Consider the following 12,603-nt stretch of genomic DNA (forward strand, 5'->3'; position numbering starts at 1 on the left):
GAGGGACCACCAATGGCCGAGCCGCTCGCCACCGGGGTTGACCCCTACGACACCGCCGAACTGCGCCGACGCGTACTCGCCGCGTGGACGGACGCCCCCGCCCGGTTCCGCGAGGACGCCAACGCCGAGGAGGACTTCGCCCTCGGCGGGTACCGCGACCGGGTCGTGGTCGAACTGGCCCAGAACGCCGCCGACGCCGCCCGCCGCGCGGGCGTCCCCGGGCGGCTGCTGCTGTCGCTGGAGGGCCGCCGCCTCGTCGCCGCCAACACCGGCGCCCCGCTCACCGCGGAGGGCGTGGAGTCGCTGGCGACCCTGCGGGCCTCCACCAAACGCGGTGGGGACGACTCCGTCGGCCGGTTCGGCGTGGGGTTCTCCGCCGTGGCCGCGCTCAGCGACGACGTCACCCTGAGCTCGGCCGGGGCCGCCGTCCGCTTCAGCGCCGACCTGGCCCGGGCCGCCGTCGCCGAGGCGCTGGCCGGGTCCGACCCGGCCGGGCTGGCCGCCGAGATCGAGCGCCGCCGAGGGCACGTGCCCATGCTGCGTCTGCCCTTCGCCGTCGACGGGGCCGCCGCCGGCGGGGCGGCGGACGTGGCGGGCTACGACACCGTCGTCTCGCTGCTGCTGCGCGACGACGCGGCCCGGGACCGGGTGCGCGACCTGCTGTCCGGAACCGGTGAGGCCCTGCTGCTGGCCCTGCCCGGACTGGCCGAGATCCGTGTCCTGGTCGACGGCGCCGAGCGCGTCGCCACCCGCCAGGCGGACGGCGGGGAGCCGGTCACGACCCTGCGCGACGCCGAGGGCACCCGCACCACACGCTGGCGCACCCTCACCCGCACCGGGGAGTTCGACCCGGCCCTGCTCGCCGACCGGCCCACCGAGGAGCGCGGCCGCACGGCGTGGTCGCTCACCTGGGCGGTGCCCGTGGACGACGACGGCGGCGTGGCCCCGCTGCCCCCGGACGTGGAGCCGGTGGTGCACGCGCCCACCCCCACCGACACCGGGCTGGACCTGGCCGCGGTGCTCATCGGCACCTTCCCCCTGAGCAGCGACCGCCGCACGGTGCAGCCCGGACCGGCCACCGACCTGCTGCTGACCGAGGCCGCCGAGGCCTACAGCGCGCTGCTGCGCCGGTTCGACGCCGCGGTCGCCCTGGACCTGGTGCCCGGTACCCGGGTGGGCGGCGGCCACGTCGATGCCGGGTTCCGCGCCCGGGTCGCCGGGCCCCTGCGCACCACCCCGTTCCTGACCACCGAGTCCGGGGCGCCGGTCGCCCCGGGTGAGGCGGTGCTGCTGGACACCGGGGGAGCGGGGTTGTCCGCGGTCCTGGCCGAGCTGATCCCCGGGCTGCTGCCCGGCCGCCTCAACCCCCGCCACCCCGGGCTGGCGGCGCTGCGCGTCCACCGGCTGGGCGCCGCCGACATCGCCGACCTGCTCGCCGACACCGTCCGGCCGCCGTCCTGGTGGGCGGGCCTGTACGCGGCGCTGGCCGCCGGGGCGGACACCGACGAGCTGGGCGCGCTGCCCGTGCCGCTGGCCGACGGACGCCTGGTGCGCGGCCCCCGGTCCCTGCTGGTCCCCGCTGAGGAGGGCGCGGCCCGGATCGACGCCGAGGCCCTGGCCGCGCTGGGGGTGCGGCTGGTGCACCCCGGGGCCGTCCACCCGCTGCTGCTGCGCCTGGGCGCGGTGGAGGCGGGCCCGGCCGCGGTGCTGGCCGACGCGCGCACCGAGGCGGCGGTGCGCGGCTCCCTGGACGCCGAGGACCCCGAACCGCTGGCCGAGGCCGTGCTGGGCCTGGTCGCCGCCTCCGGGACCACCGTGGCCGACGCGCCCTGGCTGGCCGAGCTGGCGCTGCGCGACGACGAGGACGGCTACTCGGTGGCCGCCGAGCTGCTCGTCCCCGGCGCCCCGCTGGGCGAGGTGCTGGCCGACGACGCACCCTTCGGCACCGTGCACGCCGACCTGGTGGACCGGTACGGCACCGACGTGCTGCGGGCGGTCGGCGCGCTGTGGGAGTTCACCCTGGTGCGCGCCGAGGAGGCCGCACTGGGCGAGGACGTCCTCGACGTGTTCGAGGAGGCGCCCGACGCGCTGGACGAGTGGGCCGACGAGGTCCTGGAACGGGTGGGCGACCCCGAGCTGCCGCCGGTGGTCCCCGAACTGGTCTGTGTGGCCGACCTCGACTACGTGGCCGACGACCGCTGGCCGCAGGCCCTGGAGATGCTCTCCCGGGGTGCGCTGCGCGAGGCCGTGACCGACCCGGCCCGGGTGCTCCTGCCCGACGGCCGGGTGGCGGACGTGCCGTCCTACACCGCCTGGTGGCTGCGCACCCGGGCGCTGGTGGGCGGTGCCGCCCCGGCCGAGCTGCGCGCCGCCGAGGCCGAGCCCGCGCTGTCGGGGCTGTACGACGAGGCGCCCGCCGACATCGACCCGGAGTTCGCCCGGGCGCTGGGCGTGCGCACCACCCTGGCCGAACTGCTGGCGGACCCGGAGGGCCCGGACGACCTGCTGGCCCGGCTGGCCGACCCGGAGCGGCACGTGGACCGGCCGGCGCTGCTGCGGATCTGGACGGCGCTGGCGGGGGTGGACGCCGACCTGGTCACCCCGCCCACGCGGGTGCGTGCCGTGCTCGGCGGGGCGATCGTGGTGGCCGACGCCGAGGAGGCCGTGGTGGTGGACTCCCCGGACCTGCTCCCGCTGTTCGCGGAGCGGCCGCTGGTCCTGGCCGCCGACCCGGAGGGGCTGGCCGACGTGCTGGACCTGGAGCTGGCGAGCGAGTCGGTGGACGGGGAGGTCTCCGCGGGGGGCACGCTGCGCCAGGTGCCGGCGGTGGCCGACCTGTTCCTGGACCCCGAGGGGGAGCAGCCGGACCGCACCTACCTGCACCACGCGGAACTCGTCGTGGACGGGGTCGAGGTGGAGTGGTACGCGGGCGACGGCGTCGTGCACGCCTCCTCCGTCGACGGCCTGGCCCGCGCCCTGTGCTGGCGCGCCGAGCAGTGGGACCGCCGCCACCTCCTGGCGGCCGCGCTGCGCGAGCCGGACGCGGCCCCGCTGCTGCTGGCCGAGGCCGACCTGGAGCAGTGAGCGCGCCAGGCCGAAGCGAGGCGCCAGCGGGGTTCCGGAGGCCCCGGAGGAGCGGTCTTCGAGGAGAAGTCCCTGGCCGCAGGCCATCCGTTGAGGGTGGTGGCGGGCGACGGGCGGGCGAGGACCGCGACGGAGGGGACGAAGGTTCCCGCCCTCCAGTGGCGCCGAGCAAGGTGGCAAGTCCGTGGCCGCAGGCCGTCCGTTGAGGGTGGTGGCGGGCGACGGGCGGGCCGAAGCGGAGCGGAGGCTCGAAGGGGCGCTACTGGAGCACCTCGGCCAGACGGCCGCCCAGGCCCGACTCGGCCTCGCCCCAGGCGGTGACCTCCGGTTCGTCGCCGACGGACAGTACACCCGGCCGGGTGACCGCGAACTTGGCGCCGAAGGAGACACCGCCCTCGTCGGCCCGCCGGTACCCCGCCAGGGTGCGCAGCGGCTCCGGGCCGCGCTTCTCCCCGGTGCCCTGGTCCACGGTGGTGACCGCGCAGCGGATGCACACCTTGGCGTAGCCCAGCTCGGCCGTGCCCAGGCGGACGGCGCGGACCAGGTCCTCGGTGTGCGGCTCGGCCCAGCCGGACACCACGATGTTGGGGCGGAACCGGCGCATCGGCACGGGTTCGGCGCCGCGTTCCAGGATGCGGCCGTTGAGCAGGTCCAGGGAGGACTCCGAGACCATGAGCACGGCGGTGCTGTCGGCGAAGCCGCTGGTGCCCGGGGTGAGCCCGCCGCTCTCCCGCCTGTGGTCCTCGGGCACCCGGACCAGGCGGCTGGGCGCGCCGAACACCTCGGTCAGCCAGGCCGCGGCGGCCGCGCCCTGGTCGACGCCGACGAACGGCTGCCTGTGCAGGGTGACGCCGAGCCGGGGGCCGTCGGGGTCGACCTCCAGGTCCAGCGGCTCGATCCCGTCGGTGGCCAGCCGCAGCGTGCCCTCGCCCGCCTCGGGGCGGATGCGGGCCATCCGCGGGTCCTTGCGCTGGCTGCGGAAGTCGCCGGAGTCGTCCACGACCATGAAGGAACGGTCGTGGCGGATGCCGGCCGGGGTGAGTTCCGCGGTGTCCAGGGAGACTCCCGCGCACCCCTTGACCGGGTAATGGACGAGTTCGGAGATTCGGGCCATGCCGAGCACGCTAGCGCATGAGGGGGACCCCCGGTTTGCCCCCGGGCGCCGTACCCGCTGTACTTCTCATCGAGGCCTGGAAGGAACCGGGGCACGATCCGGTACGTCCTCCCTGGCGTAACCAACCCCGCCGACATCCGAACCGACAGGACCCCTCCATGCGCACGATCCCCATCGCCCTGCTCGCGGCCGCCGCCCTCGTCGCGGTGGCGGGCTGCTCCTCCGACGACCCGGGCTCCTCCGGCAACGGCGGAGTCGAGGAGGGCGCCCCGCCCGCGGGCAGCGAGCAGACCTTCGAGCCCGGCCGGCAGATCACGGTGGAGCTCACGATGGCCGCCTCCGGCGACGGCGGCCGGAGCACCTCGTTCTTCTCGGGCTACCGCCCCACCGTCGAGTTCGAGTACGAGGAGCAGTCCACGACGTGCTACGCGCAGCTGCCGGTGGAGCTGCGCGAGTTCCCGCCGGGGGAGACGCACCGCATCGGGCTGGAGTGCGACGACGCGGTCGCCGCCCACCCGGACACCCCGGCGTTCCAACTGGTGGAGGGCGGCAAGGAGGTCGGCTCGGGTGTGATCGTCTTCACCGGCTGACCGCCGGGGCCGCACGACACAAGTAGATCAGTCTTGGCTTATATAATCTGATGCTTATATGGTGGTCCCATGCACGCCTTCGACGTCCTGGGCGACCCCGTGCGTCGGCGTCTGCTGGAGCTGCTCAACGAGGGTGAGCGCGCCTCCGGCGAGCTGACGGAGGTCGTCCGGGCCGAGTTCGGCATCTCGCAACCGGCCGTCTCCCAGCACCTGCGGGTGCTGCGGGAGAACGGCTTCGCCACCGTGCGCAGGGACGGCAACCGGCGGCTGTACGCCGTGGACGCCGCGCCCCTGCGCGACGTCGACGCCTGGCTGCGGCGCTTCGCCGCCCGCTGGGAGCCGCACCTGATGGCACTGGAGACCGAACTCGCCAGAGGCGACCGCGAGCGCCGCACCTCCGGAGACGGGGAGGAAGGGCGGCACTCGGGGTGACCCCGGTCCGGACGACGCCGGACCGGGAACCGACCCGACAGGGGAGTGGACCATGGATGTTCAGCAGCGGATCGACGAGGCCGGGCGCACGGTCACCATCACCGAGGCGGGGGACGAGAGCACCGTCACGATCTCCCGTGACTACACCACCGGCGTCGAGGACCTCTGGGACGCCTGCACGAACCCCGAACGCCTTCCGCGCTGGTTCGCCCCCGTCCACGGGGACCTGGAGCTCGGCGGCGAGTACCGGGTGGAGGGCAACGCGAGCGGCACCGTGTTGGCCTGCGACCCGCCCGGATCCTTCCACATCAGCTGGGAGTTCGGCGGCGCGCGCAGCGACGTCCACGTGACGCTGACCCCGCTGCCCGCCGAGGGCGGCAAGGAGCGCACCCGGTTCGAACTGGCGCACGTGGCCCCGTTGAGCGAGTTCTGGGAGCGGTTCGGTCCGGGCGCGGTGGGCGTGGGCTGGGACCTGTCCGTCCTGGGCCTGGGCCTGCACCTGGAGACCGGGTCCGACATCCCCGCGGAGATCGACGAGTGGGGCACCTCGCCCGAGGCGATCCGGTTCATGGAGTCGAGCGCCCGCGCCTGGGAGGCCGCCCACCTGGCCGCCGGAGCCGACCCGGAGGCGGTGCGCGCCTCCGCGGAGCGGACCATCGCGTTCTACACCCAGGCGCCGGACGAGGCCCCCGGGGAGGCCCCCGAGTAGGGGACCGCGGCCGTGGTCCGCCCGTGAGCGGGAGGCGGCGGGCGGGCGCTCAGCGGGTGACGGTGAAGAAGCCCTCCGAGATGAGTGTCCGCAGGGCCTCGGGCACCCGCTCGCGCACCTGCGCGGGGTCCTCGTTGATGAGCTGGGCGATGGCGTCCAGCAGCGGACCCACCGGCATCGTCCCGTCGCAGACCCCGGCCAGCGCGGCCTCCACGGTGCCCACCCGGGCCACCCGGTGGAGCCCGCCGCGCTGGCGCAGCACGATCTTCTCCGGATCCGGGGCACCGGGGACGCCGATGCGCTCCTCCACCACACCCGGGGCCAGCGCCACGTGCGCCGACAGCAGCGCGGCGTCGGTCAGCCGGTGCGCCGTCATCGCCCCGTCCACCACGGACGGGAGGTAGGGGCCCACCGGCTGCTCGATGTCGTGGCGCAGCTCCTCCACGCGCACGGTCGCGTCCTGCGCGACGTCGTTGCGCAGGCTGATCCAGCCGAACCCGATGCCCTTGATGCCCTCGCGCTCGAAGTAGTCCAGCCAGGCGTCGTAGCGGCGGGTGTACTCGGGGGTGCCCTGCTCGCAGGAGTCGCGCAGCCACAGCTCCACGTACTCCGCGGGGTCCTGCACGTCGCGCTGGACCACCCAGCCCGAGCAGCCGGCCCCGGTGACCCAGCCGCCGACCCGGTCCTGCCAGTCGTCGCCGTCGGAGTGCACCCAGTTGGCCAGGATCTGGCACCAGCCGCCCTCGGTGAGGTGGGCGGGCGCCCGGCGCACCAGCTCGGCGCAGACCGTGTCGCCCGGCAGGTCGGACTCCCGGTAGGTGTAACGGGAGGCGTCGGGGGTGATGACGAACGGCGGGTTGGACACGATCAGGTCGAACCGCTCGTCCGCGACCGGCTCGTACAGCGACCCCGGGAGCAGGCGCACGTCGTGCACCCCGGACAGGGCCAGGCTGATCGCGGCCATCCGCAGCGCGCGCGGGTTGAGGTCGGTGACGGTGATCTCCCGGGCGCGGGAGGCCAGGTGCAGGGCCTGCACCCCGCAGCCGGTGCCCACGTCGAGCGCGCGCTCGACCGGGCCGTCCACGATCAGCCGGGACAGGGTGGCCGAGGCGCCGCCCGCGCCCACCACGTGGTCGGGCCGGGGCACCTCCCCGACGCCGGGGCGCACCTTGGGGTCGGAGACGACGAAGCCGGGGCGGCCCTCCTCCAGCTCCCAGGGGCCCAGGTGGACCAGGGAGCGCACGACGGGCCCGTCGGCGCGGTCGTCCACGGTGACCAGGCCGGCCTCGGCGAGTTCGTCCACGGGGAGGATGGCGCGGGCCGCGCGGACGGGGATGGGGCTGCGCAGCCACCACAGGCGCAGCAGCAGCCCGAGGCGCTCCTCGCCGCCGGTGGCGCGCAGCGCGGGGACGAGCTCCTCGCGGGCCAGCGCACGGGCCGCGGCGTCGCCCAACCGGTCGCGGACGCCGGACACCGTGTAGTCGGCGTCGATGAGGATGGCGCGCAGTCGTTCGGCGAGTCCGCGCGGGAAGGCTGTCTCTGGCACCCGTTCATTATCGGTCACCGGATCCACCAGGGCGTTCGGGGCCGGTCGTGCGCGGCGCCGGGTCAGGTGGCGGACCGGTCGTGCGCGGCGGGCCCGCGGTCGGCGCCCCGCTCGGCGGCCTCGGCCCGTTTGCGCAGCAGGCGGGGGATGTAGAGGAAGCCGAAGACGCCCAGGCCCATGCCGGTCGCGCACACGCCGATCCACCAGCGTTCGGTCTCGGGGAGCGCGTCGCCCATGAACAGCAGGACGATCAGCGCGACCGCCCAGGCCGCGGTGCCGAGCGCGGCGGGTACGCGGTAGTCGCTCTCGTGAACTTCGGGGTCCGGCCGACGGGGTTTGCGCACGCCCCCAGATTAGCCGTACACCCCCGACCACTCCATGGAGTGGTGGCGCCAAGCGCGCTGAGCAGGGAAATCTTCGTCACATCCGATCACTGGATCATCCGAGCATATGGTGTTTTCTATGAAACTCGTGTGAAACACGTGTCTATCGTTGTATGAAGATGCAACTAATCTGGCCCAGAATCCTAGTTGTCCGGTAACACGACCAGGTCAGGCTGACACCGTGAGCGCTTCAAGCACATCCCCCATCTCGAAGGGCCCCCGCGGGCCCTTCGATCGCTACTTCCACATCTCCGAGCGGGGCTCCACCCTCGGCACCGAGATCCGCGGCGGTCTGGCGACCTTCTTCGCCATGGCCTACATCGTCGTCCTCAACCCGCTGATCATCGGCACCGCCGAGGACGTCAACGGCGAGACCCTGGGCATCCCCCAGGTCGCGGCCGTGACCGCCCTGGTCGCGGCGATCTCCTCCCTTCTCATGGGCGTGGTGAGCCGCTACCCGTTCGCCATCGCCGCGGGCATGGGCCTCAACGCCGTGGTCGCCTACGGGGTCGCGCCGCTGATGCCGTGGTCCGACGTCTTCCTGCTGATCATCGTCGAGGGCCTGCTCCTGCTGGTCCTGGTGCTGACCGGCTTCCGCACCGCTGTCTTCGCCGCGATCCCGCCCGGCCTGAAGATGGCGATCGCGGTCGGCGTGGGCCTGTTCCTGGCCCTCATCGGCCTGGTCAACGCCGGGTTCGTCCAGGCGGGCGAGGGCACCCCGGTCCAGCTCGGCAACGGCGGCCTCCAGGGCTGGCCGATCCTGATCTTCGTCATCGGCCTGCTCATCGCCATCGCCCTCTACGTGCGCAAGGTCCGCGGCGCGATGCTGCTGAGCATCCTCATCGCGACCGTGCTCGCCATCGCCGTGGAGACCGCCCTGGGCGACGGCGGCGAGGGCCTCGGCTGGGGCCTGACCGTTCCCGCGCTGCCCACCGGTGTGGGCAACCTGGTCGCCCTCCCCGACTTCTCCCTCGTCGGCCTGTTCGCCGAGGGCGGTCTCAACGTCTTCGGCCGCTGGTCGGAGATCGGCTTCGCCACCGTGCTGATGCTGATCTTCACCCTGCTGCTGGCCGACTTCTTCGACACCATGGGCACCATGGTCGGTGTCGCCCACCAGGGCGGGCTGGCCGACGAGGACGGCAACATCGCGGGCACCCGCGAGGTCCTGGTCGCCGACTCCCTGGGCACCCTCTTCGGCGGTCTGGGCTCGGCCTCCGTGGCCACCCTCTACGCCGAGTCGGCGGCCGGCGTCGGTGAGGGCGCGCGGACCGGTATCGCCCCGATCGTCACCGGCGCGATGATGCTCCTCGCGACGTTCTTCACCCCGGTGGTGTCCCTCGTCCCGTTCGAGGCGGCCACCCCGGTGCTGGTCATCGTGGGCTTCATGATGATGACCCAGGTCGTGAACATCGACTTCAAGGACCCGGCGATCGGCCTGGGCTCCTTCATGGCCATCATCATGATGCCCTTCACGTACTCGATCGCGAACGGCATCGGGTTCGGCCTGCTCACGTTCGCCTTCGTCAGCCTGGTCACGGGCAAGGGCCGCCAGGTCCACCCCCTGCTGTGGCTGATCTCGGTGGTCTTCCTCGTCCACTTCGCCGAGGCGCCCATCTACGCGCTGATCGGTTAGACCCGGTGAGGCGGGAATTCCCGCCACGGTGAACGGCGTTGACCCAGGTGATGAGTCAACGCCGTTTACTTCTTTTCGCCCGGAACGTTCCGGTGACCGCATCAGTCCCTCCCCCCGCCCCGGGGAGGGACTGATGCGGCGTATCGCCATGTTCCGCTCACTGTCGGTGCGCAACTACCGCCTGTACGCGCTCGGCCAACTGCTCTCCAACCCCGGTACCTGGATGCAGCGCATCGCCCAGGACTGGCTGGTCCTCCAGCTCAGCGGCGGCAGCGGCATCGCACTCGGGATGACCACGGCGCTCCAGTTCCTTCCCATGCTGCTCTTCGGGCTGTGGGGCGGGGCCCTGGTGGACCGGCTGAACAAGCGCCGCCTGCTGGTGTTCACCCAGAGCACCATGGGCCTGCTCGCCGTCGCCCTCGGTGTGCTGGCCACCCTGGGAGCCGCCCAGGTCTGGCACGTGTACCTGTTCGCCTTCGGGCTCGGGCTGATCACGGTGCTCGACAACCCCGGGCGCCAGGCCTTCGTCCCCGAGATGGTCGACCGGGAGCTGCTGAGCAACGCGATCGCCCTCAACAGCGCCAGCTTCCAGCTCGGCCGGGTCACCGGACCGGCCGTCGCCGGGCTGCTCATCGCCTGGATCGGCAGCGGCCCCGTCTTCCTCGTCAACGGGGCCTCGTTCGGGTTCACCATCGTGGCGCTGCTGCTCATCCGCACCGCCGAGCTCAACCCCACCGAGCCGGTGCCGCGGGGCAAGGGGCAGATCCGCGAGGGCCTGGCCTACGTGAGCGGGCGCCGGGACCTCGTGCTGCTGCTCCTGCTGGCCGCGTGCACACAGTTCTTCGGCGCCAACGGGCAGACCCAGATCGCCCTGATGGTCAACAACGTGTTCGAGACCGGGGCGGCCGCGTTCGGCGTGGCCGCGGCCTGCCTGGCGGTCGGCGCCCTCGTCGGCGCGCTGCTGGCGGCGCGCCGCGAGCGCCCGCGATTGCGGCTCGTCCTCGTGGGGGCGATGGTGTTCGGCGTCGGCCAGGTCATCGCCGGGCTGATGCCGACCTACTCGGCGTTCGTGGTGGTGCTGGTGCCCATGGGCATCGCCTTCATGACCTACGTGACGACGCTCAACGCCACCTTCCAGCTCACCGTGGAACCGCACATGCGGGGGCGTGTCATGAGCATGTTCCTGCTGGTGTTCATGGGCGTGGCCCCGATCGGCGCCCCGGTGGTGGGCTTCCTCGCCGACGCCTTCGGACCGCAGACCAGCATGGTCATCGGCGGCACGTTCACGGTGCTCGTGGTCGCGGTGCTCGCCGTGCCGCTCTTCCGGGTCAAGGGCGTGCGCGTGCGCGACCTGCTCCCGCGCCGCCGCCCGGAGCCCCCGGCGGAGCCGGGAGCCGACGGGCCCGCCCCCGAACGGCTTGCCGCCGCCGAGGGGGGCGCGGCCGGGACGCCCGCCGCCTCCGAACGGCTTGCCGCCGCCGGGGAGGGTGTGGCCGGGACGCCCGCCGCCTCCGAACGCCGCGGCGGCCTCACCGCCTCTCGTCCCGGCTGACCCGGCCGACCGTCCCCGGCCCGCGAAGGCCGGGGACGGATGCGAGGATGCCCGCATGAGACTGTTCGTCGCACTGACACCGCCCCCCGGGGTCGTCGACGCCGTCCGCGGCGCCCGCGAGCCGGGGCTGCGGCACAGCCCCGACCTGCGCTGGACCCCGCCACAGGACTGGCACCTCACCCTCGCCTTCCTCGGCGAGGTCCCCGACGGGCTGCTGCCCGGCCTCACCGGAGCGCTGGGCGCGGCGGTCGGCGGACACGCCCCCTTCGACCTCACCGTCGACGGCTGGGGCCTCTTCCCCCACCCCCACCGCGACCGCGCCGCCGTCCTCTGGGCGGGGGTGGGCGGTGACACCGGCGCCCTCGCGGCACTGACCGCCGACCTGCGCGCCGCGGCCGTGACCGCCGGGCTGCCCGGCGAGGACCGCGCCCACGTGCCGCATCTCACCGTGGCCCGCAGCCGCCCGCCCCGGGACCTCACCGATCTGCTCGCGGAGCTGGGCGGCGGCCCGCACGCCCCCTGGCCCGCGCGTGACGTGCACCTCGTCGAGAGCCGCCCCGGACGGGAGGACCGCTACCGAACCGTCCGGACCTGGGCGTTACGCTGGAAAACAGACCCGGGACGATCACCAGAGCGGAGCACGGCATGAGCATGCTCACCAACAACCACAAACAGCGGTGGCTGCTGCCCGTGGTGCTGGGTGCCATCATGCTGATCGTGCTGGTCGGCGCCCTGCTGGACTGAGCCGGCCGGGACCGCGGACCGCCGCGGCGCGCCTCAGGCGGCCGCGGCCGCCAACCGCACCGCGTGCGCGACCAGCGCCGCGTTGTCCTCCGCCTCCGAACCGTCCGGCATCCGCATGGTGTCCTCCAGGCCGATCCGGACGTCCAACCCGGCGTCCAGCGCGTCCTCCAGCATCGGCCAGGCGGTCGCGTCCGAGCCGTGCAGCAACCGCGGCGCCCGCACCCCCGCCCGATCCAGCAGCGACAGGATCGAATCCGCGTTGCGTCGGGCGTCCGCCACCGCGACCTGGGTGGGCTCCACCAGCACCGCCGCCACCGGCACCTGCGTGGCGATGAGGATGCGGGCGGCCTCCACCGTCCACACCCCCGCCTCCACCGCCACCCGGCGGTCCCCCAGCAGGTGGATGAGGTCCACCGACCCGGCCTCGTGCAGGTTCACCGTCACCGAGTCGGGCAGTGCCGACGACGCCCAGCGCTGCACCAGGTCGTAGCGCCGCCACGGGTCGGACTGGGCGGACAGCGCCGTGGTCAGCGACACCGGGACGTCGGGGCCCTCGGCGCGCAGCCGCTCCATGAGGGGACCCACCACCTGCGGCTCCAGTGACTCCGCGCCCCCGGGATCGCGCGGATGCACGTGGAGGGCGGTCGCCCCGGCGGCCACCGCGGCGTGGGCGTCGGTCAGCAGCTGGTCCACGGAAACGGGCAGGGAGGGGTGCGCTCCGGGGCGGCGGTCCCCGTTCAGACATGCGACGATCCTCATGGATACTCCTCACGGCACTCCGTAAGCCGAATGTGCCCGTTCATACCGGTGTGCAAA

At 73.9% G+C, this 12,603-nt stretch carries 11 protein-coding genes; 7 read left to right on the forward strand and 4 right to left on the reverse strand.

The window, feature by feature from the left end:
• Positions 1-12 precede the first annotated feature (12 nt).
• Positions 13-3,084: a sacsin N-terminal ATP-binding-like domain-containing protein gene (locus tag QJS33_RS00775; protein WP_306365844.1), complete on the forward strand. Its 3,072-nt coding sequence runs from the start codon at positions 13-15 to the stop codon at positions 3,082-3,084.
• A gap of 259 nt (positions 3,085-3,343) precedes the next feature.
• On the opposite strand, the gene QJS33_RS00780 is transcribed toward QJS33_RS00775, so the two are convergent.
• Complete coding sequence (locus QJS33_RS00780; protein ID WP_306365845.1) at positions 3,344-4,198, reverse strand: MOSC domain-containing protein; 855 nt, start codon at positions 4,196-4,198, stop codon at positions 3,344-3,346.
• 158 nt (positions 4,199-4,356) lie between these two features.
• On the opposite strand from QJS33_RS00780, the gene QJS33_RS00785 reads away from it, so the two are divergent.
• The 3 genes from QJS33_RS00785 (at position 4,357) to QJS33_RS00795 (ending at position 5,929) form a co-directional block, all read left to right on the forward strand.
• Positions 4,357-4,788 carry a hypothetical protein gene (locus QJS33_RS00785; protein WP_306365846.1) on the forward strand — a complete coding sequence of 144 codons (432 nt, stop codon included), beginning with the start codon at positions 4,357-4,359 and terminating at the stop codon, positions 4,786-4,788.
• A gap of 69 nt (positions 4,789-4,857) precedes the next feature.
• Entirely contained in the window at positions 4,858-5,220 is a 363-nt protein-coding gene (locus tag QJS33_RS00790) for a helix-turn-helix transcriptional regulator (RefSeq protein ID WP_306365847.1), read from the forward strand.
• A 52-nt stretch (positions 5,221-5,272) separates the two neighbouring features.
• The gene (locus tag QJS33_RS00795; RefSeq protein WP_306365848.1) at positions 5,273-5,929 is read left to right on the forward strand and encodes an SRPBCC family protein; all 657 of its coding nucleotides are present in this window, start codon (positions 5,273-5,275) and stop codon (positions 5,927-5,929) included.
• Positions 5,930-5,978: 49 nt separating this feature from the next.
• Here the strand turns inward: QJS33_RS00795 and QJS33_RS00800 are convergent, their stop codons facing one another.
• Positions 5,979-7,475 carry a class I SAM-dependent methyltransferase gene (locus QJS33_RS00800; RefSeq protein WP_306365849.1) on the reverse strand — a complete coding sequence of 499 codons (1,497 nt, stop codon included), beginning with the start codon at positions 7,473-7,475 and terminating at the stop codon, positions 5,979-5,981.
• 62 nt (positions 7,476-7,537) lie between these two features.
• Positions 7,538-7,819, reverse strand: coding sequence for a DUF2530 domain-containing protein (locus tag QJS33_RS00805; RefSeq protein ID WP_306365850.1), 282 nt, complete (start codon positions 7,817-7,819; stop codon positions 7,538-7,540).
• A 220-nt stretch (positions 7,820-8,039) separates the two neighbouring features.
• Here QJS33_RS00805 and QJS33_RS00810 point away from each other — a divergent pair, with 220 nt between their 5' ends.
• The 3 genes from QJS33_RS00810 to thpR all read left to right on the forward strand — a co-directional run bounded on the left by QJS33_RS00810 (position 8,040) and on the right by thpR (position 11,692).
• Complete coding sequence (locus QJS33_RS00810; RefSeq protein ID WP_306365851.1) at positions 8,040-9,491, forward strand: NCS2 family permease; 1,452 nt, start codon at positions 8,040-8,042, stop codon at positions 9,489-9,491.
• Between the two features lie 133 nt (positions 9,492-9,624).
• Entirely contained in the window at positions 9,625-11,043 is a 1,419-nt protein-coding gene (locus QJS33_RS00815) for an MFS transporter (RefSeq protein WP_306365852.1), read from the forward strand.
• Positions 11,044-11,098: 55 nt separating this feature from the next.
• Positions 11,099-11,692 (forward strand): RNA 2',3'-cyclic phosphodiesterase, encoded by a 594-nt coding sequence (gene thpR, locus QJS33_RS00820; RefSeq protein WP_306365853.1) that lies wholly within the window; start codon positions 11,099-11,101, stop codon positions 11,690-11,692.
• Between the two features lie 128 nt (positions 11,693-11,820).
• Here the strand turns inward: thpR and QJS33_RS00825 are convergent, their stop codons facing one another.
• Positions 11,821-12,546, reverse strand: coding sequence for a 3-keto-5-aminohexanoate cleavage protein (locus tag QJS33_RS00825; RefSeq protein WP_306365854.1), 726 nt, complete (start codon positions 12,544-12,546; stop codon positions 11,821-11,823).
• Positions 12,547-12,603: the final 57 nt, after the last annotated feature.

The organism is Nocardiopsis sp. CC223A, from assembly GCF_030766825.1.
Classification (GTDB): Bacteria; Actinomycetota; Actinomycetes; order Streptosporangiales; family Streptosporangiaceae; genus Nocardiopsis.

Excerpts from the sequence above, each read along its gene's own strand:
- QJS33_RS00785 (WP_306365846.1), top strand. The coding sequence starts at position 4,357 with ATGCGCACGATCCCCATCGCCCTGCTCGCGGCCGCCGCCCTCGTCGCG.
- thpR (WP_306365853.1), top strand. The coding sequence starts at position 11,099 with ATGAGACTGTTCGTCGCACTGACACCGCCCCCCGGGGTCGTCGACGCC.
- QJS33_RS00780 (WP_306365845.1), bottom strand. The coding sequence starts at position 4,198 with ATGGCCCGAATCTCCGAACTCGTCCATTACCCGGTCAAGGGGTGCGCG.
- QJS33_RS00825 (WP_306365854.1), bottom strand. The coding sequence starts at position 12,546 with ATGAGGATCGTCGCATGTCTGAACGGGGACCGCCGCCCCGGAGCGCAC.
- QJS33_RS00775 (WP_306365844.1), top strand. The coding sequence starts at position 13 with ATGGCCGAGCCGCTCGCCACCGGGGTTGACCCCTACGACACCGCCGAA.
- QJS33_RS00795 (WP_306365848.1), top strand. The coding sequence starts at position 5,273 with ATGGATGTTCAGCAGCGGATCGACGAGGCCGGGCGCACGGTCACCATC.
- QJS33_RS00815 (WP_306365852.1), top strand. The coding sequence starts at position 9,625 with ATGCGGCGTATCGCCATGTTCCGCTCACTGTCGGTGCGCAACTACCGC.
- QJS33_RS00790 (WP_306365847.1), top strand. The coding sequence starts at position 4,858 with ATGCACGCCTTCGACGTCCTGGGCGACCCCGTGCGTCGGCGTCTGCTG.